This window comes from Streptomyces sp. YIM 121038 (assembly GCF_006088715.1).
GTDB lineage: Bacteria > Actinomycetota > Actinomycetes > Streptomycetales > Streptomycetaceae > Streptomyces.
The window spans coordinates 8,770,263-8,796,091 of the sequence record NZ_CP030771.1 but is presented as its reverse complement, the minus strand read 5'-3'; the positions used below and the strand labels follow the sequence as shown (position 1 = coordinate 8,796,091).

At 72.6% G+C, this 25,829-nt stretch carries 18 protein-coding genes; 10 read left to right on the top strand and 8 right to left on the bottom strand.

Features of this window, described 5'->3' with window-relative positions; translation table 11 throughout:
• Window positions 1-396 precede the first annotated feature (396 nt).
• The 3 genes from C9F11_RS36635 to C9F11_RS36625 all read left to right on the top strand — a co-directional run bounded on the left by C9F11_RS36635 (window position 397) and on the right by C9F11_RS36625 (window position 4,137).
• The gene (locus C9F11_RS36635; RefSeq protein ID WP_138963852.1) at window positions 397-1,071 is read left to right on the top strand and encodes an N-acetylmuramoyl-L-alanine amidase; all 675 of its coding nucleotides are present in this window, start codon (window positions 397-399) and stop codon (window positions 1,069-1,071) included.
• A gap of 116 nt (window positions 1,072-1,187) precedes the next feature.
• On the top strand, window positions 1,188-2,465 hold the full coding sequence (locus C9F11_RS36630) for a helix-turn-helix domain-containing protein (RefSeq protein ID WP_171075959.1): 1,278 nt from the start codon (window positions 1,188-1,190) through the stop codon (window positions 2,463-2,465).
• A gap of 148 nt (window positions 2,466-2,613) precedes the next feature.
• The gene (locus tag C9F11_RS36625; RefSeq protein ID WP_138963850.1) at window positions 2,614-4,137 is read left to right on the top strand and encodes an aldehyde dehydrogenase family protein; all 1,524 of its coding nucleotides are present in this window, start codon (window positions 2,614-2,616) and stop codon (window positions 4,135-4,137) included.
• A 161-nt stretch (window positions 4,138-4,298) separates the two neighbouring features.
• On the opposite strand, the gene C9F11_RS49015 is transcribed toward C9F11_RS36625, so the two are convergent.
• Window positions 4,299-4,577, bottom strand: a complete 279-nt coding sequence (locus C9F11_RS49015; protein ID WP_249402035.1) for a hypothetical protein — start codon at window positions 4,575-4,577, stop codon at window positions 4,299-4,301.
• A gap of 514 nt (window positions 4,578-5,091) precedes the next feature.
• Here C9F11_RS49015 and C9F11_RS36615 point away from each other — a divergent pair.
• The 6 genes from C9F11_RS36615 (at window position 5,092) to C9F11_RS36590 (ending at window position 14,009) form a co-directional block, all read left to right on the top strand.
• Complete coding sequence (locus C9F11_RS36615) at window positions 5,092-5,292, top strand: FDLD family class I lanthipeptide (protein WP_138963848.1); 201 nt, start codon at window positions 5,092-5,094, stop codon at window positions 5,290-5,292.
• 61 nt (window positions 5,293-5,353) lie between these two features.
• A complete protein-coding gene (locus C9F11_RS36610; protein WP_138963846.1) occupies window positions 5,354-6,346 on the top strand; it encodes a sulfotransferase domain-containing protein in 993 nt (330 codons plus the stop codon).
• Window positions 6,343-7,680 (top strand): lanthionine synthetase C family protein, encoded by a 1,338-nt coding sequence (locus tag C9F11_RS36605; RefSeq protein WP_171075958.1) that lies wholly within the window; start codon window positions 6,343-6,345, stop codon window positions 7,678-7,680. The genes C9F11_RS36610 and C9F11_RS36605 overlap by 4 nt, the downstream gene beginning before the upstream one ends.
• A gap of 20 nt (window positions 7,681-7,700) precedes the next feature.
• Window positions 7,701-11,036 carry a lantibiotic dehydratase gene (locus C9F11_RS36600; protein WP_138963842.1) on the top strand — a complete coding sequence of 1,112 codons (3,336 nt, stop codon included), beginning with the start codon at window positions 7,701-7,703 and terminating at the stop codon, window positions 11,034-11,036.
• On the top strand, window positions 11,033-12,805 hold the full coding sequence (locus C9F11_RS49010) for an ABC transporter ATP-binding protein (protein WP_138963840.1): 1,773 nt from the start codon (window positions 11,033-11,035) through the stop codon (window positions 12,803-12,805). Before C9F11_RS36600 ends, C9F11_RS49010 begins: the two co-directional genes overlap by 4 nt.
• Before the next feature lie 217 nt (window positions 12,806-13,022).
• Window positions 13,023-14,009, top strand: a complete 987-nt coding sequence (locus tag C9F11_RS36590) for an MsnO8 family LLM class oxidoreductase (protein ID WP_171075957.1) — start codon at window positions 13,023-13,025, stop codon at window positions 14,007-14,009.
• On the opposite strand, the gene C9F11_RS36585 is transcribed toward C9F11_RS36590, so the two are convergent.
• From C9F11_RS36585 to C9F11_RS36565, 5 genes are all read right to left on the bottom strand, one after another.
• Window positions 14,003-14,785 (bottom strand): response regulator transcription factor, encoded by a 783-nt coding sequence (locus C9F11_RS36585; RefSeq protein WP_171075956.1) that lies wholly within the window; start codon window positions 14,783-14,785, stop codon window positions 14,003-14,005. The genes C9F11_RS36590 and C9F11_RS36585 overlap by 7 nt on opposite strands.
• A gap of 112 nt (window positions 14,786-14,897) precedes the next feature.
• Complete coding sequence (locus C9F11_RS36580) at window positions 14,898-16,292, bottom strand: ATP-grasp domain-containing protein (protein ID WP_138963834.1); 1,395 nt, start codon at window positions 16,290-16,292, stop codon at window positions 14,898-14,900.
• Window positions 16,285-17,895 (bottom strand): condensation domain-containing protein, encoded by a 1,611-nt coding sequence (locus C9F11_RS36575; RefSeq protein WP_138963832.1) that lies wholly within the window; start codon window positions 17,893-17,895, stop codon window positions 16,285-16,287. The genes C9F11_RS36580 and C9F11_RS36575 overlap by 8 nt, the downstream gene beginning before the upstream one ends.
• Window positions 17,885-18,649, bottom strand: a complete 765-nt coding sequence (locus C9F11_RS36570; protein ID WP_138963830.1) for an alpha/beta fold hydrolase — start codon at window positions 18,647-18,649, stop codon at window positions 17,885-17,887. Before C9F11_RS36570 ends, C9F11_RS36575 begins: the two co-directional genes overlap by 11 nt.
• Before the next feature lie 184 nt (window positions 18,650-18,833).
• Window positions 18,834-20,318, bottom strand: coding sequence for a condensation domain-containing protein (locus C9F11_RS36565; protein ID WP_171075955.1), 1,485 nt, complete (start codon window positions 20,316-20,318; stop codon window positions 18,834-18,836).
• Window positions 20,319-20,475: 157 nt separating this feature from the next.
• Here C9F11_RS36565 and C9F11_RS36560 point away from each other — a divergent pair, with 157 nt between their 5' ends.
• Entirely contained in the window at window positions 20,476-20,679 is a 204-nt protein-coding gene (locus tag C9F11_RS36560; protein ID WP_138963826.1) for an MbtH family protein, read from the top strand.
• An 88-nt stretch (window positions 20,680-20,767) separates the two neighbouring features.
• Here C9F11_RS36560 and C9F11_RS36555 read toward each other — a convergent pair whose 3' ends face one another.
• Both C9F11_RS36555 and C9F11_RS36550 read right to left on the bottom strand, forming a co-directional pair.
• Window positions 20,768-23,989: a non-ribosomal peptide synthetase gene (locus C9F11_RS36555; protein WP_138963824.1), complete on the bottom strand. Its 3,222-nt coding sequence runs from the start codon at window positions 23,987-23,989 to the stop codon at window positions 20,768-20,770.
• Complete coding sequence (locus C9F11_RS36550) at window positions 23,986-25,794, bottom strand: non-ribosomal peptide synthetase (protein WP_138963822.1); 1,809 nt, start codon at window positions 25,792-25,794, stop codon at window positions 23,986-23,988. Before C9F11_RS36550 ends, C9F11_RS36555 begins: the two co-directional genes overlap by 4 nt.
• Between the last annotated feature and the right edge of the window lie 35 nt (window positions 25,795-25,829).

Below are 25,829 nucleotides of genomic sequence, written 5' to 3'. Positions count from 1 at the left end.
GCCACTCAGCGGCGCGCCACGCCTCACCCCCACAACTCCCGGCGCCGTGCCCGATCCACGCCTCGCATGCGCTTCGCACGCCCCTTTCATGCCGAGCGCCGCAGCCGACCCGCTCACCGAACGCGACCTCCCACAACAGCCCGCACAAGATTTCGACTTCAGCAATCTGGACGTGCCCCAGCGCGCCACTCACACTGTGCAAACGACCGTGGCGAACGATCCCCACACGAACCACACGTGCGTGGCGAAGCTCCGCGAGGAGCGGCCGCGCCCTCGCCGTCATGCCGCGCGCCACGAGATATGAAGCTCTGCCTGCAGGATCCGGCCTTCCACGCACCCCGGGACGCGCCCACCGCGCAGCCCAGCCACTCCCCCCCACCGAGAGGCAGAACAGCCATGGATCAAGCAAGTGAACGAGCTGCGCACCAGCCGCCGGACGCGCCGGGCGACAGCACTCGACCACCGGCGCCGCGCCCGGCGAGACTCCTGCCCAGCAGGCGCCGCATCCTCCAGGGCGCGGCACTCGCCGCCGTGCCTTCGGCCCTGCTGACGTCCCCCCACGCCATGGCGAAGACGCCGCGCCAGGCCGCCTACCCTCCCGTCGAGTGGGTCCCGGCCAGCTCCTCGAACTACACCGCCTCCAACCGCCCCAGCAGCTACCCCATCACCTATGTCGTCGTACACGTCACACAGGAGACGTACGCCGACACGCTGGCCATCTTCAAGAACCCGGCGAAGAAGGTGTCCGCGCACTACGTGGTGCGCTCGGCGGACGGACACGTCGCACAGTGCGTCAGCGAGCGGAACGTCGCCTGGCACGCGGGCAACTGGACCTACAACACGCGCAGCATCGGCATCGAGCACGAAGGGTGGGTGGATCGACCGGAGTACTTCACCGACGCGATGTACGAACAGTCCGCCCTCCTCACAGCGGCGATCTGCGACAAGTACGCCATCCCCAAGGACCGCCAGCACATCATCGGCCACGTCGAGGTCCCCGGCACCGATCACACGGATCCCGGACGCTACTGGGACTGGTCGCGCTACATCCGCTTGGTCAACTCCGCCTGACGGCCGGGAAAGACCGGCCAGCGGGGGCGCGCGGGCGCTTGTCGGCTTCTGTTCCCGGGGTGACGATGGCAGCACCGCACCGCTGTCATCGCCGTCATCACCGTACGGAGGCCGACTTGACCGATCCATGGGTGGCCCTCGAGCCCGGCGCCAACCCCGCCGAGCGGGTTCGCACGATCCGTCGGGCCCATGAGCGGTTCACCGCGGCGGGGACCGTCGCCCGCCCGGTGCGCTCCGCGGTGGCCGACTCGTGGCGTCGTTCGGCACGGGCCCGGGTCAGCCCCGCGGGCACCGGGGCGTCGGTGGAGCTGACGGCCGGGGATCTGGGTGCCTATCGGGCGGAGCATCCGCTGTCCCGGGTGATGCCGCTGTTCCGGGAGTTGATGGGCGGCTTCGCCAAGGACGGCGAGCACCTGCTCGCGGTGTGCGACGCGCACGGCAGGCTGTTGTGGGTCGAGGGGCACACCACGACCCGGGCGCAGGCGGGACGGATGAACTTCGTGCCGGGCGCGCGCTGGGCGGAGTCGGCGATGGGGACCAACGCGCCGGGGACGGCTGTGGCCGTCGACCGGCCGGTGCAGGTGTTCGCCACGGAGCACTTCGTCCGCGAGGTCCAGTCGTGGACGTGTGCGGCCGCGCCGGTGCACGACCCCCGCACCGGGCGGCTGCTCGGAGCCGTCGACGTGACCGGTGGGGACGGCCTCGCCCATCCCCACAGCCTGGCGTTCGTCCAAGCGGTGGCGCGGGCCGCGGAGTCCCAACTGGCCCTGCTCGCACCCGAGGCGGCCCCCGCGGACACCTTGGAGCTGACAGCGCTCGGCCGGGACGAGGCCTTGGTGCTCGTGGGCGGACGCAAACGGCGCCTGAGCCGACGCCACAGCGAGATCATGGTGCTGCTGGCCCGGCACCCCGAGGGCCTCACCGGCGACGAACTGCTGTGCGCGCTGTATGAGGACCAGGCGGTGACGCCGGTGACGTTGCGGGCGGAACTGACGCGGCTGCGGCAGGTGCTCGGCCCTGAGGTGCTGCGGTCGCGGCCGTACCGCCTCGCGGTGCCGGTCACGTCGGATGTGGACGTCGTGGAGCGGCGGCTGGGGTGCGGGGCGGTGACGGCGGCGTTCTCCGTCTATGCGGGACCGCTGTTGCCGGGGGCCCAGGCGCCCGCGGTGGTGCGGTTGCGGCGGCGGCTCGCGGACCAGATGCGGGCGGCGCTGATCGTCCGCGGGGACCCGGACCTCCTGTCGGACTGGGCGCACGCGCCGTGGGGGGAGGACGACGTGGAGGTGTGGCGGGCGCTGGCCGCGGTGCGGCCGACGCCACCGGTGGTGGCCCGCGTGCGCTCCCTCGACCAGGAGCTCGCGGCGGACGGATTCGACCCCACGCTGCGACCGTAGGTCCGCGGCACGGCGTACGCCCCGTCCCGCCGCCGGAGCCCTGGCCACCCTACGGGCGGCGGCACGCAACGTACTTGCAACCTCGCCCTCCGTACGCTCCCGCCGAGAGCTGCCCAACGGCGGGCAGCGTGTCCGGGGAGGCAGTCACATGGCCCGTTACGCGGCGCCCGGTACCGAGGGCGCGGTCGTGTCCTATCAGGCCAGGTACGACCACTTCATCGGGGGCGAGTACGTGCCGCCGGCGCGGGGGCAGTACTTCGAGAACCCGAGCCCGGTCAACGGGCAGCCGTTCACGGAGATCGCCAGGGGTACGGCCGAGGACGTGGAGCGGGCGCTGGACGCGGCGCACGCCGCCGCGCCCGCGTGGGGGCGTACGTCCCCCGGTGAGCGCGCGGCCGTCCTGCGGCAGATCGCGGACCGCATGGAGGCCAACCTCGAGCAGTTGGCGGTGGCGGAGAGCTGGGAGAACGGCAAGCCGGTGCGGGAGACGCTGGCGGCGGACATTCCGCTCGCCATCGACCACTTCCGGTACTTCGCGGGGGTGATCCGCGCGCAGGAGGGGACGCTCAGCGAGGTCGACGACGACACGGTGGCGTACCACTTCCACGAGCCGCTCGGTGTGGTGGCGCAGATCATTCCGTGGAACTTCCCGATCCTGATGGCGACGTGGAAGCTGGCGCCCGCGCTCGCGGCCGGGAATGCCGTGGTGCTCAAGCCCGCCGAGCAGACCCCGGCGTCGATCCATGTGTGGCTGAGCCTGGTGAGCGACCTGCTGCCGCCGGGTGTGGTGAACGTGGTCAACGGCTTCGGCGTCGAGGCGGGCAAACCGTTGGCGTCCAGTCCGCGGGTGGCCAAGGTCGCGTTCACCGGCGAGACCACGACGGGGCGGCTGATCATGCAGTACGCCTCGGAGAACATCAAGCCGGTCACGCTGGAGCTCGGCGGCAAGAGCCCGAACATCTTCTTCGACGACGTCTGGGCGGCCGACGACGACTTCCGCGACAAGGCCCTCGAAGGCTTCACCATGTTCGCGCTCAACCAGGGCGAGGTCTGCACCTGTCCCTCGCGGGCGCTCGTCCAGCGCGGGAACTACAGCGAGTTCCTGGAGGCGGCGGTCGCCCGCACCGAGCTGATCAAGCCGGGCCACCCCCTGGACACGGACACGATGATCGGCGCCCAGGCCTCCAACGACCAGTTGGAGAAGATCCTCTCCTATCTGGACATCGGCCAGCAGGAGGGCGCGAAGATCCTCACCGGCGGCCAGCGCATCGAGTACGACGGTGAGCTGGCGGGCGGCTGGTACGTACAGCCGACGATCTTCGAGGGCGACAACCGGATGCGGATCTTCCAGGAGGAGATCTTCGGCCCGGTCGTCTCGGTCGCGTCGTTCAACGACTTCGACGACGCCATCAAGATCGCCAACGACACCCTGTACGGCCTCGGCGCGGGGGTGTGGACGCGGGACATCAACACCGCGTACCGCGCCGGGCGTTCGATCCAGGCGGGGCGCGTATGGACGAACTGCTACCACGCCTACCCGGCACACGCCGCCTTCGGCGGCTACAAGCAGTCCGGCATCGGCCGCGAGACGCACAAGATGATGCTGGAACACTACCAGCAGACCAAGAACCTCCTGGTGTCGTACTCACCGAAGAAGCTCGGCTTCTTCTAGAGGCCCGAGAGAAGGCGCCTGACCTGGCTCTTCGCCGGTCAGGCGCCTTCCGTTCGGCCCGCTCAGCGCAGGGCCCGGTTTACGTTGTAACTCCCAGTTCCTCCCACCGCTATCCCCCATCTGACCAGCTGTTCCGGACCAGTGGCGGACCAAACCCCGCATCACCGCTCAGGCGCCGCGCCCTTGCTGACACGGTCCCACTCCTGCATCGACTGCTCGATGAGACGGTTGGCCTGCTCCCTGACGCCGTCCAGGAACTTGGCGTAGTGGTGGAAGTCGAGGGTCCGGCTGCGCTCTCCGCCGCACGCGGCGGCGCCCTGCCCTCCGCCCGTGCCGATGGTGGCCCGTACCAGGGCGAGGGTGTCCAGGTCGCCGAGGTCCTCGGTGCGGTAGAGCCCTCCGCCCCCGGCCGCCCCCGGCCGCCCCCGGCAGCAGTTCACACCGTTCTCGGCGGCGGAGGCCCTGCGCGAGGCGGTCGACCTCCCGGCGGCCGCCCGGCACGCCTGTCGCGCGGAAACTGGTCCTGCTCGGAAAACACATACCGATGTGCCACGCCCGGCGTGCGGCAGCCTGGTGCCTGGCCGGGGCCGCGTCGGTGGCCCCTGTCGTGCTGCCCCGGGCCAGGAGCCGAACGGCGCGGGGCATCGACGACGTCGGCCGGCAGTGGGGCGGGGTCCTCTGGGTCGGCCCTGCCCAGCGCATCAGCATGCGTCCGGGAGCTCGGCTTCGGCCACCGTACGACTTCCCGGATGGGGGAACGGGGCGCAGCCGGAAGCCCATGAGCGCGAGGCGCTGACGCGCTCGCGGGGTGGGAGGCGACCGCCGCCCAGCCCGACGCACCTGTCCCGGGACACCATCGGGACAACCGCCCCTGGTGACCGGGACGCGCCGCGCACGACGATGCCACCGGTGCGGAAATCCCGCGCCGGGTTCTCTCTCATCGAAGGCGGAGCAATGACGCACGCGGTTGTGGAAACGCCCACCCGAGCCGACGAATTCGACGCGGTCGACGAATTCGACCTGGACGTGCGGATCGCCGTGAACACGGAAATCCACTCGCCCGAAGGCTCATCCAGCAACTGGCTCTCCTGCAAGGGGACCTGTTCCCTCTCCCTCTGCTTCTGCGGGGGCAGCACGTCCTGCCGACTGTGCTGATCTGAGATCGCCGGAGCGGCCCTCCCGCCGGAGGGCCGCTCCCTCCAGGAGAAAGGAAGACATGACCACCGACCGCGTACTGGTGATATCTCCGCGCAAGAGCGGAACGCACCTCATCCAGGAACTGATGGTGCAGCTGGGCTACCGGGTGTACGGAGAGCCGGTGCCGCCGCGCGAGGGCCGGCCCGCCTTCAGCGTCACGGAACGGCAGGAGCTGGCCGAGCGCTACCTCGACCCGGACGAGCTGGCCGGGCTCGACCACCGGCGCGACCGGGCGGAGTTCCTGCGCACGACGGACCAGCTGTGGCAGGAGCTCGCGTGGGCCTGGCAGGTGAGGCTGGCCGTGGCACCGCTCGCTCAGGTGGAGTCGGTCGCCCCCGAATCCGTCCTGAGGCTGAAGACCCGCACCGACTTCTGGACCTCGCCGTTCTCCGCCACCCCCGCGGGAATGAGCTGGATCTTCCATTCGGTGGATGTCTGGCGCATGGACAACAAGTTCCTCGCCGAGTGGCTCCACACCGGGAACCCCAAGGTCATCCTGAACTACCGGGACCCGCGGGACGCCTTGCTCTCGCTCGTCAACTTCTTCTCCCGGAGCAACGGGCTCGACTTCATCAGGTATCCGGAATCCGCGGTCTTCGGCCCGACGATGGAATCGATCGATTCCCTGGCCGACAAGCTCGCCTACGCGATCACCGACCCGAACATGCCCCTCCTCGACGACTTCGAGTCCGCCATGACCCTGCTGCGGCACCCCCAGGTGTGCAAGGTGTCCTTCGAGGAGTTGGTCGGGCCCCGGGGCGGCGGCACTCGTGCGGAGCAGCTGGCCGCCGTCGGCAAGGTGGCCGACTGGCTCGGTCTGGACGTGGACCGGGAGTCGGTGGCCGACGCGATGCTCGGGAAGAAGTCGTTCACGCTCAACAAGGGGCGCGCGGGCCGCTGGCGCGAAGCCTTCACCCCCCGACTGACCCAGCAGTTCGAGAGCCGGTACGGACACGTCCTCGACGCCTTCGGATATGCCCGGGGCGCGAGCGGGAACCGGGAGACGGCGTGAGGGCGGCCGTCGCGGCCGACGCGCTGCTCGACAGGCCGCTCGCCGAGCGGGCCCATGCCACCGCGCGTCTCCTGGCCACCCGGATCGCCGACCCCGAGCACGTCACGGCAACCGTGGCCGCGTCGCCCACGGACCCGAACACACCCGGTGCGAGACTCGACAGCTCCCTGCTCGCCGGTGACGCGGGCATCGCCCTGGTGCTGCGCACGGCGTCCCGCGCGCTGCCCGAATCAGCGGAGTTCTGGGCGCGGTCGGCGCGTGCCCGCCTCGCCGCGGCGGTGCGCAGCACGCGGGAGATTCCGGTGCGGGGCCCCGGCATGGGGTACGGCACGGCGGGCCTCGCCCTGGTCGTGTCGGACTTCGCCGCCGACGAACCCCGCTACGGCGAGGCCCTCGACAAGCTGCACGGCCAGCTCCTGGACCAGCTCACCGCCGCCCCGCCCACGGTCGGCGAGGGCGGAGTCCGGGACAGCGACTACGACGCCATCCAGGGCAGCGCGGGCGTCCTCGGCCATCTGGTGTCCGTGCCCGCGCACCGCGCCAGGCTGCGGCAGGGCGCCCACCTGCTCATCGACCACCTGGTCCAGCTGTGTCTGCCGACCCGGCGTGGCGCGGCCCCCCACTGGGTCATACCGCCCCGGTACTACCCGCTGCCCGAGTACCTGGAGGAGTATCCGCACGGGTACGTCAACCTCGGCCTCGCCCATGGTCTCGCCGGGCCGCTGGCCGCGCTGTCGCTGGCGTGGCGGGCCGGATACCGGCGCAAGGGCCTGGCCACCGCCATTCACCGGACCTCGACGTACCTCTGCGCCACCGCCGTGCGGGACGAGTTCGGTGTCGACTGGCCGACCGGGGTGCCCCTGGGCCCCGACGGCGACGAGACACCGGCCGCGAGCCCGGCGCGTGCCGCCTGGTGCTACGGAGCGCCGGGGATCACGAGCGCCCTGCTCCAGGCCGCGCACGCCACGGGCGACGACAGGCTGAGGGAGTTCGCGACCACCGCGCTGGAGGCGTCGCTGCGGCGCATCCGGGCCGGGCGGCACGCGTACGCGGCCACGCTGTGCCACGGTCTGGCCGGGGTCCTCGCCATCACCGCCGCGGCCGCGCGGACCACGCGGAGCGCCTCCCTGCGCGCGTCGCTGCCGTGGCTCACCGAACGTGTGGTGGACGCGTGCCATCCCGACCTGCCGTTCGGGGTGCGCAACAGCGAACCGCACCACCCGCCCATCGACAATCCGGACCTTCTGGTGGGCGCGGCCGGTGTCGCGGCCGCCCTGTGGTCGGTGTCCTCATCGGTTTCCGGACGCTGGCAGCGCTGCCTGCTCATCGCCTGACCTTCGCGGAGAGAACCCTCATGTCCCGGTCCCACAGCCCAGCACGCCCGGCGCCGTACCGCCCCGCCGGCTTCTTCCTCCTGCGCACCCCCACTCTGACCGCCGACTCCTACCGGTACGTTCTGGACGACGAGCCGCGGGGGCTCCGCGACTACCACAGCGCCGTGACGGGCGACGGGGAGACGGAGCTCTCCGCCCTCGCGTGGCCGACGGAGAACCTCGCCCACCGGCGTCAACGGGCCCGTGCGCGGCTCTTGGACCTGGCGCAGGAGCCGTTGCTGCGCGAGGCCGTCCAGGTGGCGAGCCCCAGCCTGTTCCGGGAGCTGGAACGGATGGCACGCGACGGCGACAACGGCGACGCCGACGAGCGCGTGCACTCGTCCCTCCTGCGGTACCTGGCGCGGATGAGCACCCGGCCGACCCCCTTCGGTCTCTTCGCCCAGGTGGGAGCGGGCGAGTTCGGCGACGCCACGCGGCTGGAGCGGGTGCGGGAGGCCCCGGCCTCCACCCGGACCCGGGCCGACGTGGGCTGGCTGCTGACGCTGATCAGGACCATGGAGGGCGACCGGTCCCTGCGGGACGCCCTGCGCGTCGTGGTGAACCCCTGCCTCTACCGCAGCGGCGGGCGCCTGGTTCTGCCCGTCACCGACGTCTACGGGCAGTCCGACAACCGCTCGGCCAGCGTGCGGACCACCCGCGCCGTGGACCTGGCGCTGCGGTGCGCCGAGGGCCGGCCTTCGTACGCCGAGTTGGTCGCACGCATGCGGTCCGCGCTGCCCGGAGCGGGCGAGGACAGGACCAGGGCGCTGGTGGACGGGCTCTGGGACCTGCACATCCTCACCAGCGATCTGCGCCCGGCCACCACTGACACCCGCCCTGAGCAGGCTCTCCTCGAACGGATCCAGGGCATCGACAGCGCCGAGCCGTACCGGAGCGCACTGGAGCGCACACACGCCTACGCGGCCCGGGTGGACGAGGCGCCGCGAGCGGATCTCTCCCGCCGCCTGTCCCTGCTGGACGCCCACCAGCGATCGACAGCACCCGACTACGAACGCGACGCGTACCAGGTGGACGCCACCGCCGCTCTCCTCACCCCCGTGATCAAGGCCGACGTCGCGGAGGCCGCCGCGGACGCCGCCGAGACGCTCCTGCGGCTGGGGCTCCAGCGCAGCCGCCCGCGCCATCTGGCCCAGTACCACCAGGCGTTCGTCGAACGCCATGGCGTGGGCGCCGAAGTGCCGGTCCTCCGGCTCCTCAACGCGGAGCAGGGGCTCGACGCACCCGAGACCTACTCCTATCCTCCGCGGTCGACCCCGTTGCCACCCCTGCCCGAGCACGGCCCGGGACGGGCCGAGCAGGCACTCGCCTCCCTCGCTGCCGCCGCCCTGCACCAGGGCCGGAACGAGATCGAGATCACCGACGCCTTCCTGGAGACGTGGGACCCGGCCGGTACCGCGGACCCTGCCGCCAGGCCCTCGCTGGACGTCACCGCGCAGATCGCGAGCAGCTCCAAGGAGGCCCTCGACCGGGGCGAGTGGAAGCTGGTGCTCTCCCCCGCGCCGCTGCGGGACGGCGGACGGCTGCTCGGCCGGTTCTCCGACGTCCTCGGGCACGATCTGACGGCCCGGCTGCGGCAGATCGCCGCCGCGGAGGAAGCGCTCTGTCCAGAGGCCCTGTTCGTCGAGCTCAGCTATGTCCACCAGGAAGGCAGGGGCGGCAACCTGGCCATTCACCCGTCCTTGCGCAGCCATGAGATCTGCGTCAACACCTCCCCCTCGGGCGGACCCGTCCAGCAGATCCTCCTCTCGGACGTGCTGGTCGGCGCCACCGACGACCGCCTCTACCTGCGGTCGGCGACGCTGGGAAGGGAACTGAGGGTCACTCAGAGCCATGTGCTGAACCCGTACAAGGCCCCGAACATCTGCCGGTTCCTCCTGGAGGTGTCGGACGACGGCTTCGCCCAGCTCGCGGAGTTCGACTGGGGCCTGCTGGACTCGGCACCGGTGCTGCCGAGGGTCTCGCGCGGCCGCGTCGTACTGCGACCGGCGCGGTGGCGCATCGACGTCGGCGTGCCCGGCGCGGTCCAGCCCTTCACCGGCGCGCTGCCCGACCGTGACCGGTTCTTCGACGCCTTCCAGGAGTGGCGTCGTACGTGGCGCGTGCCGAAGTGGGTCTGTCTCTCCGTCCTGGACAACAAGCTCCTGCTCGATCTCGACCACCCCCTCTGCGTGGACGAGATCCACCGCGAGCTGCGCCGCACGACGGCCGCCGGCTCGCTCCCCCTCATGCTGGAGGAGATGCTCCCCGACTTCTCGCAGCTGTGGCTGCGGGACCAGAGCGGGCGCCCGTACGCCAGCGAGATCGTCGTTCCGCTCCTCGCGCGGGACGCGGCGGCCACCCGTCGCCCGGCCGTCGCCGCGCCGGTCACCGGGCCCGCCGCCCGCCGCAGCGCGTCGGCACACGTCAAGCACCACCTCGTGGGCGGTGACTGGACCCATCTCAAGGTGTACGCGGCGCTCGCGCGGCACGACGACATCATCAGCGGTCCGCTGCCCGCTTTCGTCCAGGAGCTGCGCGAGGAGCACCTCGTCGACCGGTGGTTCTTCATCCGCTACTGCGACCCCCACCCCCATCTGCGGATACGGCTGCGGCGCGCGCCGGGCACGGACGGCGCGTCCCTCCTCCACCGCGCGATCGCCTGGGCCAGGGCCCTGGTGGACGAGGGGCTAGCGCGCGATCTCGCCGTGGTGGCGTACGACAGGGAGACCGAGCGGTACGGGGGACCCGAGGCCATCGAGGCGCTGGAGGCGGCCTTCGAGGCGGGGAGTGACACCGCCGCGGCCCTGGTGGGCCTCCAGCATGCCCGCCCCGGGCAGCTGGACCCGGACGTGGTGGGGGTGTTCGCCATGGACACCCTCTCCCGGCAATGGGGGGCACCGGCGAGCTCGTCCGGGGCGGCGGGCGACGCGCACGGCGTCTCCGCCGAGGCACGAACCCGGTTCCGGGCGCTGCGTGCCACCTTGTGCGACCTCCTGGCCCCCTGGGACGCCCATCCCGACCCCACCGCCCGGCTCTGGGCGGACGACCTCGGCGCCGTCCTCGCCCGGCAGTCACGGGCGGTGGCCCGGGCGGGGCAGCACGTCCGGCAGCTCGCGGCGGCCGGACGGCTCGTCGGCACGGAGGACGAGATCCTGCGCAGCCTGCTGCACATGCAGAGCATCCGCCTTTCGGGCGTGGACCGGGTGCGGGAGCGGCGGTGTCACGACCTGTGGACCCTCGCGCTGCGCTCGTTGTCGGGGCGCCCGGACGCGCCGGAGGAGAGCCGTCGCCGACGGCCGCTCCCGGAGACCGCATGAGCCGCTCGTGGCAACGGGCCCTGGCTCTCCTGTGGGGCATCGGCCGTGCGCAGGTCCTGGTGCTCACCGCGGTCACCGTGCTCGGCGCCGTCGTCCCCGCGCTCCAGGTCCACCTGACGGCCCGCACCGTCCAGCTCGTGGCGGACGGCTTCGGCGGCACCGGTGCCGCCGAGCAGGGTCCCGCGCTGCTGTCCGGGGGTTGTCTGGTCGCTCTGTCCGTCGTCGGTCACTTCCTGGGGGTGCTGCGGACGTACCAGGAGACGCTCCTGCGCACCCGGCTGTCGGACGCCGTCACTCTGCTGCTCATGGAGAAGGCCGCCCGGCTCTCACTCCAGCAGTTCGAGGACGCGGAAACCTACGACGCGCTGCAACGTGCCACCCGTGAGGCTGCTTTCCGCCCCTACCAGGCGTTCACCGGTTTCGCTTCCGTGGTCTCGTCCCTGCTGTCCTTCCTCTCCGTCGGCGCCGTGCTGCTGCACAACGACATTCCCTTGGCGCTCGCCCTCTGTCTCGCCCCGGTGCCGTCCGCGCTGGTGGGGCTGGCGTTCAGCCGACGCACGCACGCCGTCCAGAACGCGCGGGCGGAGGACCGGCGCAAGCTCATCTATCTGGAACACCTGCTGACCAACGACCAGACGTACAAGGAGACGCGCCTGCTCGACCTCGCCCCCTTGCTGCTGAGCCGGTCGAAGGCCCTGGTGGACGAGTTCTACGGCGTCGACCGGGACATCGAGCGACGCCAGGCCCTGGCCACGGCGCTGGCCGGGCTGGTGAGCACGCTGGTCACCGGCGGGGCCGTGCTGCTGGCCGTGCACACGGCGCTGCGGACCGGACAGGTCGGGGCGCTCGCCGGGTACATCACCGGCATAGCGCTGATCCAGACGTCCGTGCAGACCCTCTTCGCCAGCGCCACGCAGCTCTACGAGAACAACCTGTTCCTCGGGAACCTGTTCGCCTTCATCGACCTCCCCTCGGAGTCCGTCGCACAGGGGCACCGCGCTCTTCCGGAGCGGTTGCGCCAGGGCATCGAGTTCCGCCATGTGTCCTTCACCTACCCCGGGAGTGCGGAACCGGTCCTCGAAGACGTCTCGTTCACCGTTCCCGCGGGCACCTGCGTCGCCCTGGTGGGGAGCAACGGAGCGGGCAAGTCCACCCTGCTCAAGCTCCTCGCCCGGTTCTACGAGCCGACGAGCGGAACCATCCTGGTGGACGGCCGCCCCCTTGCCGAGTACGACCTCGCCGAGCTGCGGGACGGCATCGGCGCGATCTTCCAGGACTACATCCAGTACGAGGCCCCGGCCCGCGAGAACATCGGCCTGGGCAGGGCCGGACGCCTCGACGACGAGCAGGGCATCCGCGCCGCGGCCGACCGCGGACGGGCACTCGGCTTCCTGGACGCACTGCCGCAGGGGCTGGATACGTATCTGGGCCGCTGGTTCTCCGGGGGCCGGCAGCTCTCCGGCGGGCAGTGGCAGAAGGTGGCCCTGGCCCGCGCCTTCTTCCGCGAGGCCCCCGTCCTGCTCCTCGACGAGCCGACGGCCGCCGTCGACGCCGCCGCGGAGGCCGAGATCTTCGGCCTGCTCAGGAAGGTGCACGAAGGGTCGACGTCCCTGCTCGTCGCCCACCGGTTCTCCGCCGTCCGCACCGCCGACCACATCGTCGTCATCGACGCGGGCAGAGTGCGCGAACAGGGCTCGCACGACGACCTGATGGCGTCACAGGGCCTCTACGCCCGTCTCTTCCGCCTCCAGGCCGCGGGGTACCGATAGCGCCCGGCCGCGGTCTAACGTGCGCCCGCCCAACGGGCTCGCACGGCCGCCCCCTTGGCGCCGGCGCCCGCCCGACGCCCGCGCCGTGCACCACAAGCACCGGATCACCGACGCAGAGGAGCAGCATGCGATCAGCACAGACAGGCGCCGCCGTGCCGACAAGCGCGACGCGGGCGGCCACGGGGGAACGAGCCGGTGGCACGAAGGCGGTGACACCGTGACGCGCATCCCCTTGAGCGTGCTCGACCAGGTACCCGTTCACTACGGGACGCGGAGAAGCACCGCCCTCGCCGAGACAGTCGCCTTCGCGCAGGCCGCCGAGGAGTTGGGCTGTCACCGCTTCTGGGTGGCCGAGCACCACGGCGACCGCTCGCACGCCTGCGGCTCCCCCGAGGTGCTGGCCGCCGCGATCGGCGCCGTCACCACCCGCATCAGGGTGGGGGTGGGTGCCTTCCCCCTGCCGCTGTACGCGCCCTGGAAGGTGGCCGAGTCGATCAGCGTCCTGGCGGGTCTCGCTCCGGGACGGACCGATGCCGGAGTCTGCCGCGGTCCCGGTGCCACACAGGAGGCGCTCGCGGCCCTGGTCGCCCATCACGCTCCGGGCCTCCCCCGGCCCTTCGAGGAACTCGCCGCCGAACTGGTCAGGCTCCTCGGACGCCGCGCGGGAGACCTGAAGAGCATGCCCCTGATCATCACCGGTTCCGGGCCCGGCAGCGCACGGCTCGCCGCGCGCCTGGGACTCCCCTACGTCTTCGGCCAGTTCGCCCTCAAGGACCCACGGCCCGACCTGGTGGGCCTGTACCGCGAGGCGTTCGAGCCCTCGCCGTGGCTGGAGACTCCTAAGGCCGTACTGGCCCTCCGTGTGGCGGCGGCCGACTCGGCCGACACGGTCGACGCCCTGACCGCAGGCTTCGCCGGTGTCCTGGCCGGTGCCGCCCACCTGCCGCCCGAGGCGCGCAGGCAGCTGGCTTCCGGCGCCCTGCCGACGACGGCCTCGTGTCTCCCGGACGCTCCGCTGACGCCCGTACCCGTACCGGACGTCGGCAGCATGCTGATCCGCGGAGACGGGCGAACGCTGCGCCGGCCCCTGGCGGACCACCTCTCGCTCCACGAACCGGACGAACTCATGGTGACGGTCTGGTCCCCCGACCTCCACGGACGCGTCCGCGCGCTGGAGCTCGTCCGGGACGCTCTGCCTCACTGAGCTCCGGGGAGCACGGCGGGCCACCGCGGTCGGGCGTCGAACATCCGGAAGCCTTCCGGGAACCGCCCCGGGCGGGAGGCGAGCGGCGACCGGGCCGGGCTCCGGTCGCCGGTTCCCGTCAGCCCCGCGGAGAGGGCCGCCACGATGGCTTCACCGCGGCTGCCGACACCGAGTTTGCCCAGGACGGCCGAGACGTAGTTGCGCACGGTCTTGTCCGAGAGGGTCAACTCGCGCGCGATGCGCCGGTTGTCGAAGCCGCGAGCGACGAGCCGGAGCACGTCGTACTCACGGGCCGTGAGCGCGGGGAAGGCGCCCTGCCTCCGCACCTGTGCCGACGGGCCCCGCAGGGCGGAGAGCGCGTACTCGACGCCGGGGCTGAACGCCACGCCTCCGCCCCGGACGAGCCTGATGGCGTCGAGGACCATGGTGGGTTCCGCATCCTTGAGCAGGAAGCCCTTGGCTCCCGCGCAGAGGGCCGCCAGCACCAGTTCGTCCCAGCCGCCCCGCGCCCACCCCGTCACCAGGATGCCCAGGGGCGGGGAGCGGTGCGCCAGCGCCCGGACGGTGTCGAGCCCCGAGCCTCCCGGCAGGTCGAGGTCCAGGAGCACGACGTCGGGTCGCGCGTCCCCGATGCCTTCCAGACACGTCCCGGCGTCCGGGGCCTCGCCCACCAGCCGTACGGCGCTGTCCGCGAGAACGGCACGGATACCGATCCTGACGATGGGATTCCGCTCGACGAGGAACACGCGAATCGGATCTGCCGACGAATGTGTCACTGCGCACACCTCTCGAACAGGCCAGGTCACACGCCCCGGAATCCTGAGGATGTGACAGCTGGATGTACTGGCACGTCGAACGGTAACCGGGTGAGTTTGATTTTCCAACCCACTAAGGGTTCGGCCGGGCCGTGCGGACGGAAACGCGGCGGGCCCCGGCAGGGGGCGTGCTGCCCCGGGGGCCCACGCTCGCGCCCTCCACCGCCTTGGCCGTGACCGTCGCCGGAGTGCGCTGCGCCGTGTCGTCCCCCCGCGCCCGCTGTGGGGACACGGTCCAGGTGGTGGCGCCGTCGGTGAACTCGTAACGAAGAAGGGGCAAGGCCCGGTCCAGGAGATCGACCATCGCGGAGTGGTCGGGCGCGTCGCCGGTGAGGAGGTCCATGAAGGTGCTGCCCACACCGCCGGAGAGGTGGTCGCCGGGGCGGACGTAGGGCCGGTAGCCGGTGATGCCCTCCAGGGAGCGGATCTCGTCGGCGCCGGTGAGGGCCCGCAAGTGGCAGGGGCTGTCCGGGGCCAGGCCGTTGAACTGGAAGAAGACCCGGTCGGGCGGTGCCGGAGCGGGCGGCGGGGCGGCGCCGAGGGCGAGGAGCGCGGCCGTCCGGACGAGGTCCACTCCGCAGGCGCGGCGCGACAGCTCGTTGAGGTGGCCGCCGAGACGACCGTTGACCTCGATGATGCGGGGGCCGTGGGGGGTGAGTTTGATCTCCGTGTGGCAGATGCCGGTCGTGACGCCGAGCGCGGTGACCGCCCGTACCGCCAGGTCCGACACGGCCGCGGTGTGGTCGGGGGCCAGCGCTGCGGGCCAGAACTGGCCGGTCTCGCGGAAGGGCGGGGTCAGCGGGTGCTTGCCGGTCACCGCGAGCACCCGCGTGCCGTGCGGGTCCGTCGCGGTCTCGACCGACACGTAGTCGCCGAAGGGCCCGCCCGGCTGTCCGCTCAGGAATTGCTCGACCACCCAGGACTCGCCGGGGTCGGTGAAGAGCCGTGACCGCAGCCTTTCCGCCTCCGCCCGGTCGTGGACGGCGAAGGTGCCCCGGCTGCCCTGCCCCTGTACCGGTTTGACCACCGCGGGGAGTCCGACGGCCGCAAGCGCCTCCTCCCAGGCGGCGGCGTCCGGCACCAGGCGGCAGGCCACCGCGTCGACTCCGGCGGCCCGCAACCGCTGCCGCTGCCGGTACTTGTCGGTGAGGGCCTCGGCGACCTCCGGCGTGTGGTGGGGCAGGCCCAGGGCGTGGGCGAGACCGGCCGTGACGCGCAGCAGGTTCTCGGAGAAGGTGAGCACCCCCGCCGGGGCGAGCCGTCGTACGAGGACGGCGTCCCGTTGGGCGCTGCCCGTCAACTGGACCACCCGGCCCAGCTGGGCCAGGACCGGGCGCAGCGTGCGTACGTGCGGGGAGCGGGGCAGCAGGAAGACCACCGGGGCCAGGCCCGCCACGCCCACCGCGATCTCAGCCGGGGAGACGGAGCCCACGTCGTACGCCACCACGAGCGGTGCCGGTTCACCCATCGTGAGGCTCCGTCCCGGCCGTGTGCACGTCCCGGGCCGCGGCGCGCAGGCCGTCGATGGTCAACGCCTCGTACTTCGCCACCTGTTCCTCGCTCACCAGGTGCGGGTCGAAGGAGAGGAGGAGGCCACTGCCGAAGCCGGGGTAGTCGAGGGTGAAGTCGCAGGACATCGGGTGGCTGGCCTTGTCCCGGTCCCACCATCCGTCGGCGGAGAGGGCCGTGAGGTCGGACACGCGGCGGTAGACGTGGAAGTCGGTGAAGTTGAAGGCCACGTCGAAGGACCGCCGCCCGGCGTCTTCCTCGATCAGCGCGAGGGGATAGCGCTGGTGGGGCGCGGCGGCGGTCTCCGTCTCCCGCAGCGTCCGGGCCAGTTCGGCCCAGGTGCCGGACAGGGACGGCAGGCGCAGCGGAACGGTGTTGAGGAAGAGTCCGACGACCCGGTCGGCGTCCGGCAGCTCGGGGCGCCCGTTGACCACCACGCCGGTGACCACGTCGGTGGTGCGGCCCGCCATCCGGCCCAGGGACCGGCAGTGCACCGCGAGGAGCAGGCTCTTCAGCGGGACCCGTGCCTCCGCGGCCCGTGCGCGCAGGTCGGCGAAGAGGCCGGCGGGCAGTGCCGTGGCACGCCGCTCCGAGGCGTTGGCCGAACGGCCGTACCGCTCCCGGTCCACCAGCGTCGGCGCGTCGCACTGGGCGCGCCAGAACGCGGCGGCTTCCGGGGAGTCCACGGCGGCCCGCTCGAGGCGGACGAACTCGGCGGCCGCGGCCGCGGGCGGCTCCGGCAGTCCGTGGCCGGTGCCGGACAGATGGGCGTCGTAGAGGGTGAGCAGGTCGACGACGACGGTGGCGAAGCTCCAGCCGTCCATGATCGCGTGGTGCATGGCCACGGTCACCCGGAAGGTGTCGCCGGGACCGGCGGCCACGTGGCAGCGGAACAGGGGCGCCTGCTCCCAGTCCAGGGTGGTGGAGAGCTGTTTGTCACGCCAGGCGGACACGGCCGCGTCGGCCTCGGCGGCCGTGCCCACGCGCTCGCTCTCCAGTGGCTCGGCCACGTCGTCCCAGAACACCTGGAGGGACTCCGAGTAGCTGCCCAGATCGAAGGAGCTGCGCAGCGCGGGGTGCCGGTCCATCAACTCGCGCAGGGCCGACCGGAAGAGGTCCTCGTCGTAGGGCGCCGTCACGCGCAGCCCGATCAGGTCGTGGTAGAGGCTCGGGTCCTCGGCCATCTCGCACTGGAAGATCAGACCGGTCTGGAGCGCCGAGGCGGGCAGCGCGTCCAGCGCGCCCGCGGGCAGGGCCGCCCGGTCCTCGGGTTCCACCAGGGATTCGCCCGGGTGCGCCGGGGCGACCGCCGCCTCCTGCGGGTCGGCGCCGTCGGTGGCCGCGGCGCGCAGGTGGTCCACGAGTTCGTCCACCGTCGGGTTCATCAGCAGGTCGATCAGGCGCAGCGGCATGCCCTGCTCGGTCGCGCGCGTGACGACCCGCACGGCGATGAGGGAGTCCCCGCCGACCGCGTAGAAGTCGTCGTCCGGCCCGATCCGGTCGGACCCGATCTCTTCCTGAAAGATCGTGAGGAGCGCGTGGGCCGTCGGCTCAGGCGTCATGGGCCGTCTCCTTTCCTGCCAGGGTGTCGGTGAGGGCCTCTTCCACGGCGGCCAGGACGGCGTCGCGGTGCCGGCGCAGATAGAAGTGACCGCCCGGGTACATGCGGATGCGGATCGGCGTGGTGAAGTGGTCCTGCCAGGGGGCGAGGCGGGACTCGGTCACGTAGTCCTCGGTGCCGCCCAGGGCGAGCAGCGGCAGGGACAGGCGGCCGAACCGCGGCACGTAGTCCCGCAGCAGGCGCGTGTCGGCGCGGAACGTCCCGAGGATCAGCTCGCGCAGTTCGGGCTCCTCAAGGACTTCGGCCGGGGTTCCGCCCATGGCGGTCACGCGCCGCAGGAGCCACTCGTCCTCGCTCTCGCCGGGCCCGGGCCGGGCCTGGTTCACCGGCGGGCGGGCCGAGATGACCAGGAGTGCGGGCGCGGGATGCCCGCCGCGCTCCAGCCAGGCCGCCGCCTCGGCCGCGATCGCGCCGCCCATGCTGTGTCCGAAGAGCACGAAGGGCCGCGGGGCCCGCTCGACCATCAGCTCGCCGATCAGGGAGGCGAGCTCAGGCATGCGTTCGATGCCGGGCGTGCCGATCAGGTGCTCGCGCCCCGGCAGTTGGACGGGCTGGACGTCGAGGGTGGTGGAGGCCCTGACCCACTCCCGGTAGGCCGAGGCGCCCCCGCCCGAGTGCGGCAGGCAGAACATGGTGGCTCGGGCGCCCGGCAGTCGGTCGTCCCAGAAGGGCAGCAGAGCGTCGGCGGTCGTCATCGGCGGATTCCCTCTCGGCGGATGGTCTGGGCCCGGTCGTCTGTGGTGCGCGAGCGCGGCGGCGAGGTGGCGTCTCGGTGTGCCGGTCGAGCGGGCAGGCCGCGGCGGCACGGTCCGCGCGGGCCGTACGGCCCGCTCCTGGCCGAGCGGCCCCCGCTCGCCGCCCGTGCCGCCCGGCAGCCCGTCAACCGCTGCCCACGCTCCAGTCGTCCAGCAGGGTGGACCGCTGGTGCGCGGAGAACAGCGGCACGCGCGAAAGCCGCAGCGCCGGGTCGGCGGCCACCGCCGCCAGGAAGTTCGCATAGTGCTCGCACAGCCCGTTCGCCGTCTCGGCCGCGAACAGGTCCTGTGCGTACAGCAGTCGGCCGGTGATCGTCCCGTCGGCGCGCTCGCCCAGGTGCATTTCGGCGTCGAACCGGGTCCGCACCCGCCCCTCGGTGAAGTACTCGCTCCGCACCCCGGGCAGGGCCAGGAGGTCGGCCGCCGTGCCGGTGTCGCCCGCGTCCAGGTCGAACCAGACCTGGACCAGCGGGTTGCGGCTGAGGTCGCGCACGGGCGACAGCTCCCGCACGATCCGGTCGAACGGCACGTTCTGGTGTGCGTGCGCCGAAAGCAGCGACTCGCGCGTCCGGTCCACCATGGCGGCGAACGCCGGGTCGTCGTCGAGGTGGACGCCGATCGGCAGGGAGTTGGCGAAGAACCCGATGAGTCCCTCGTACGCCACCTTCGCCCGGCCGTTGACCGGGCAGCCGACCGCGAGGGCGGTCTCCGCGGTGTAGCGCGACAGCAGGCCCTGGAAGGCGGCGAGGCACGTCATGAACAGGGAGGCGCCGCGCTCGGTGGACAGGGCCCGCAGCCGGTCGGCGGTCTCGGCGTCGATGTGGATCGCCGCCTCGCCGGCCCGGTAGGTCGGTTCCTTCGGCCGCTGGTGATCGGCGGGCAGCTCCAGTACGGGCGCCAGACGGCCCAGGGTCTCGCGCCAGTAGCCGAGTTCCTTCTGGTACTCCTGCGTGCCGGTCAGGCCGTTCTGCCACAGGGCGAAGTCGGCGTACTGGGCGTCGAGCGGGGGCAGTTCGGGGATGCCGGCGGCGGCCTCGGCCCGGTAGGCGGCGGAGAGCTCACCGGCCAGGACGGCCAAGGACTCCCGGTCGAAGGCGATGTGGTGCACCACGATGCCCAGCACGTGGTCGTCCGGCCCCAGCGTGGCCAGCCACAGCCGCAGCGGACCTTCCGCGTCGAGGCGGAACCGGTGGTCGGCCTCACTGCCGGCGATCCGCAGGGCCTCGGCGACCGGGTCGGCGGCCGAGGTGAGGTCGTGCCGTGCCACCGGCGTCCGCGGGCCGGCGTCGGCGTCCAGGACGCGCTGGAACGGCTCGCCCTGCTCGTCGGCCGGATAGCAGGTGCGCAGCACCTCGTGCCGCCGCACCACCAGGTGGACGGCGCGCTCCAGCGCCCCGGTGTCCAGCGGGCCGCGCAGCCGGTAGGCGGTCGGCACGTTGTAGGCCAGGCTGCCCTGGGTGAGCTGGTGGATGAACCACAGTCGGCGCTGGGCCGGTGCGAGCGGCGGACGCTCGGGGCGCGGGTCCCGCTCCTTGCTCACCGGCGCCGAAAGGCCGGCGAGTCGCCGCTCCATAAGCCTGCGGGCGGCGTCCGAAAGGTTGCCCGTCACATTCGACTCCAGTCTTGATCGATGGTCCGGCAAACGGGACGGTACTCGGCCGGAACACAGAGCACAAGGGATTTCAAACCCTCGACAATTGATCTCCGGGATAAGTAGACTGCACCGCCGGTAAGAGCTCTGCACAACTCGTTCTGGAGGCTCCCGAATGACCGAAGACCGCATCTATCAGATTGTTGTCAATCACGAGGAGCAGTACTCGATCTGGGACTCCAAGATGGACATACCCACAGGCTGGAGCCCTGTCGGAGTCTCTGGCAGCAGGGCGGAATGCCTGGCCCACATCGAGCGAACCTGGACCGACATCACCCCGCTGAGCGTACGGAAGAAGTACGCCGAGGCATCGGCCTGAGGGCGTTCAGAATTCCTGGGACGTCTTCCCGAGCATTCTCGATACCGCCGCGACCATCCGGTCGCGGCGGTATCTTTCGGTGGGCGCCTCAGTGATTCAGCGCTTCGGCTATTTCACTCTCGGACATGGTGGAAATGGATTCGAGTACGAGTTCTTCGATGGCGGCACACTGCTCGGTGACGGTACGGAAATCGAATACCGCACGTACCGGGAAGTCGATCGCGAAGACCTCCCGGACTCGTACCGAAAGCCGGGCCGCCGACAGCGAGGTGCCGCCCGCGGCGAAGAAGTCGTCCTCGACCCCGGGCGCGCGCCCGGGCAGCACCTCCAGCCACAGGGCGTGCACCGCCGACTCGGCCGGGGTCCGCGGGGCCACCGCCGCGCGGACCCCCTCCGGAGGCGCGGGCAGCGCACGGCGGTCGACCTTGCCCGTGACGGTCAGCGGCAGCGCGTCGAGCCGGACGAAGACCGACGGCACCAGGTACGAGGGCACCTGGCGGCGCAGCTGGGAGCGCAGCTCCGCGTCGCTCGGGCCGGGAGCGTCGCACACCAGGTGGGCCGCGAGCACCGGGGCTCCGTCGGGGCCCGTGGCCGCGGTCACGACCGCCTCCCGCACCCCCGGGCAGCGCAGCAGCACCACCTCGACCTCGGCCGGTTCCACCCGGTAGCCGCTGATCTTCAACTGCCCGTCCGCCCGGCCCCGGAACTCCAGCGAGCCGTCGGCCGACCACCGCGCCAGGTCCCCGGTGCGGTACATGCGCGCCCCCGGCTCCGCGGCGAACGGATCCGGGACGAACCGCTCGGCGGTGAGGCCGGGCCGCCCCAGATAGCCGCGCGACACCAGGGCCCCGCCGAGCCACAGCTCGCCGCGCACTCCACGGGGCACCAGGTGCAGCCGGGCATCGAGCACATAGGCCCGCACCCCGGCGATCGGCCGGCCGATGGAGCGGCCCGGCCAGGGACGGGTGAGCGCGTCGGTGGCGGTGGCGACGACGGTGTTCTCCGTCGGGCCGTAGTGGTTGACCACCTCGACCCCCGGCGCGTCCTCGGCACGCGGCCGGAACACATCCCCACCGGTCAGCAGCCGCCGCAGCGCGGTCCGCTGCCCGAGCGGCTCGCGGATCAGCAGTTCCGCCAACGCGGTGGGCACGAAAGCCGATCCCACGCCCGCCTCCTCCAGGCGCGCGAGCAGGCGCGACGGGGTGCGCACCTGGTCCGCCGAACACACCTCCAGGCACGAACCGCCCGCCAGGGCCGGCCAGATCTCCCAGGCCGCGGCGTCGAAGGAGACTCCGGCCGTCTGCGCCGTGGCCGCTCCCGACGCCACGGGGTAGCGGTCGAGATGCCAGTCGAGGAGCCGGGTGAAGGAGCGGTGGGTGACACCGACACCCTTGGGCAGCCCGGTCGAGCCGGAGGTGTAGACGACGTACAGCAGACGGTCGGGATCCAGCGCCGCCGGCAGGTCCTGTGCCCCGTGCCCGGTCGCCGACAGCGCCGCCCCGCCGTGCGGGCCGTCGCCGTCCGCGAAGTGGTCGACGCGCACCAGGGGGTGCCCGGTCACCTCGGTGAGGCTCTCGGCCCCGGCGTCCCCGAGCACCGCCATCGCTCCCGAGTCGCGCAGCAGGTACGCGATCCGCTCGGCCGGAAGCTCCGGCTCCACCGGCACGTAGGCCGCCCCCGACCGCACGACGCCCAGCAGGGCGCAGACCAGCTCGGGCCCGCGCGGCAGACAGACCGCGACCACCCGCTCGGGCCCGGCGCCGTGCTCCCGCAGCGCCCGGGCGATCCGCCGTGACCGCTCGTCGAGCTGACGGTAGGTCAGCCGCCGTTCGCCGGAGCGGACGGCCACCTCGTCCGGGACGCGGGCCACCGTGCGCTCCACGTACGCGTCCACCGTCGCCGGGCCGCGCCGCACGGCGGGCCCGGTGCCCAGGTCGAGCAGTCGCGCGCGCTCGTCCGCCCCGGTGAGCGGGATCGAGTCGAGGGGCCGCCCCGGCTCCGCGGCCGCCGCGGCGAGCAGCGCGGCATAGTGTCCGGCAAGCCCCGCGGCCGTCTCCTCGTCGAACAGCTCCGCCGCGTACAGGAGCCGTCCCGCCAGGCCCGCCCCCGCGGGACGCAGATGCAGTTCGGTGTCGAAGCGGGTGGTGGTCTCGGTGACCGGGACCGGCCGGACCCGAACGCCGGGCAGGATCAGCGCAGGCCGGTCCCACTGCGGGTCCGCCAGGTCGAACCAGTGCTGGAACAGCGGATTGCGGTGGGCCTCGCGGGTCACGCCGAGCCCGTCCACGAGCTGCTCCAGCGGCAGTTCCTGGAGGTCCATCGCCTCAAGCACCCGGTCCCGCGCCTGCCGGGTCAGTGCGTCGAGCGAGGGTGATCCGGCCAACTCCCCGCGCAGCGGCACGGAGTGCGTGAAGAACCCGATGACCTGCTCCGTCTCCGGGTCCTCGCGGCCCGCGAACGGCACCCCCACCAGCACGTCCCGGGCATCCGCGTACCGGCCAAGCAGATGCTGGTAGGCGGCCAGACCGACGCAGAACAGGGTGGTCCGGTGCGCTTGCGCGACGCGGTACAGGGCGGCGGTGACCTCTTCGGGGATCACGAAGTCCACCCGCCCCGCCCGCGGGCCCGGCCTGGCCGGGCGCGGGCGGTCCGAGGGCAGCTCGAGCACGTGCGGCGCGCCGTCCAGGGCGGTGCGCCACTGGGCCAGCAACTCCTCGCGCTCGGCGGGTCCGAGCGCCGCCCGCTGCCGGGCCGCGTGGGCGGCGTAGTCCCGCCCGGGCGGGAGCTCCAGTGCCGGGCGGCCCCCCGCCAGGGCCCGGTACTGCGCCGAAAGGTCCCGCTCGAACAGGCCCCGGGAGATCCCGTCGAAGGCGATGTGGTGCACCTGGACGTGGAAGAGGGCGCTGCCCTCGCCCAGTGTGAACAGGGCGGCCCGCAGCCACGGCGCCGCCGTCAGGTCCATGGGCGTGTTCAGCATCGTCGCCACGGCGGCCTCGGCGGCGCGCTCCGGGTCCGGCGCGCCGCTCAGGTCGACGCGCTCCAGGCGGACCGTCGCGGCCGGCTCGACCACGGGAACGGGGGTCCCCGACCCGGCGTCGATCCGTGACCGCAGCACCGGATGGCGCTCCGCGACCGCCCGCAGCGCGCGCTCCAACAGGTCCGCGTCCACCGGGCCGTCGAGGCGGCGGCTGAACGGCGTGAGATAGCCGGACTCCCCCGGCGAGAGCTGGTCGAGGAACCACAGCCGCTCCTGGGCGAAGGACAGCTCGGGCCGGACGGTCGGCTCTCCCGCCGCCGTCCCCACGGTCATCCGCGCTCCTCGCGCAGCCGGCGGGCTTCCTTGGCCAGTGCCGCGGCGGTCGGCCCTTCGAAGACCGCCCGCATCGGGAGCTGCACCCCGAGCGCGGCGCGCAGCCGGTGCACCACCTGGGTGACCAACAGCGAGTGCCCGCCCAGGCGGAAGAAGTCGTCGGTGACGCCGATCCGGTCCCGGCCGAGGACCTGGGCGAGGACCTCCGCGGCCGCCCGCTCGGTCTCGTCGCGCGGCGCGACCCACTGCGCCCCGCCGCCGTCCGGCAGCGGCAGCGCCTTGCGGTCCACCTTCCCGGTGTCGGTGAGCGGGAACTCCGGCAGGAAGACGTAGGTGCTCGGCACCATGGGCGCGGGCAGCCTGAGGCCGAGGTACTCGCGCAGCTCGCTCGGGGCCGGCGGTTCGCCGTCGGCGATCAGATACGCCGCCAGGTAGGCGTCCTGGCCCTCGCCGATCCGCAGCACGGCGGCCCGCTCCACGTCCGTGCGCTCGCGCAGCAACGACTCGATCTCACCCGGTTCGACGCGGTAGCCGTGCAGCTTGAGCTGGAAGTCGACCCGGCCCAGGTACTCCAGGACTCCCCCGGGGCGCCACCGGCCCAGGTCACCGGTGCGGTACATGCGCGCGCCGGGCTCCGGCGTGTAGGGGTCGGGCAGGAACGCGGCGGCCGTCAGGCCCGGGCGCCCCGCGTAGCCGCGGGCGGGCGGTCCGCCGCCCACGTAGATCTCGCCCTGGACGTTCGGCGGTACGGGCGAGAGGTTCGCGTCGAGCACGTAGATCCGCGCGCCGGACATGGGCCGTCCCGTCAGCGGGTGGTCGGGCCACTCGGCGGCCGGTGCCGTCAGGCGCGGCGCGGTGACCACGTTCACCTCGGTGGAACCGTAGTGGTTGTCCAGGAACGTCTCGGGGTGCTGGTCGCACAGGTCACGGATGGCCGGAGTGATCACCTGCCGGTCACCGGTGGTGATCAGCTCACGGAGGGTGGCCACCTGGTCGGGTGCGCTCCTGCTGTGCCGGGCGAGCTCGTCGAGCGCGACCACCGGCAGCAGGACCTTGCTCACGGCGTGCCGGGCGATCAGGCCGGCCAGGGCCTCGACGTCGTAGCGCTCCGGCTCGGTGGCGATCACCGCACAACCGCCGAGCCACCACGTGGACATGAGCTCGAGGAAGGCCACGTCGGCGGTCACGGGGAAGTACTGCAGGGCGACCGGGCGCTCGGCGTAGTGCTCCCGGCACCAGTCGAGCAGCGTGATCTGCGGCCCGCCCTGCATGGCGATGCCCTTGGGCCGCCCGGTGGAGCCCGAGGTGTAGATGACGTACAGCAACTGGTCGGCCTCACCGGCGGGGCCGGCGCCCGGGTCCGTGACGGTCGGCGCCGGACGCTCACCGTCCAGCTCGTACACCGGCGTCCCGCCCCAGCCTTCGGCATCCAGACCGGCCGACACCGACCGGTCCGTCACCACGAGGCGCGCCCCGGCGTCGGCAAGGACCGTCCGGGACCTCGCCGCGGGGTGGGCGGGGTCCAGCGGCAGGTACGCCGCGCCCGCCTTGACCACGCCCAGGACCGCGACGGCCAGGCCGGTGCCGCGTGTGACGCACAGCCCGACCACGGTCTCGGGCCCGCACCCCAGCGCCCGCAGGTCACGGGCGAGGGCCTCGGCCTCCTCGTCCAGTTGCCGGTAGCTCAGCGCGGTGCCGTCCGAGATCACGGCGGGCTCGTCGGGGGCCTTGGCGGCCCAGACGTCGAAGCCCTCCAGGACCGTGCGGGCCGACCGGCTCGGGGCCGCCTGCTGCTCTTGTGCCATGGCGCACTCCAGATCTTCGTGTCGTTGTTGTCGGG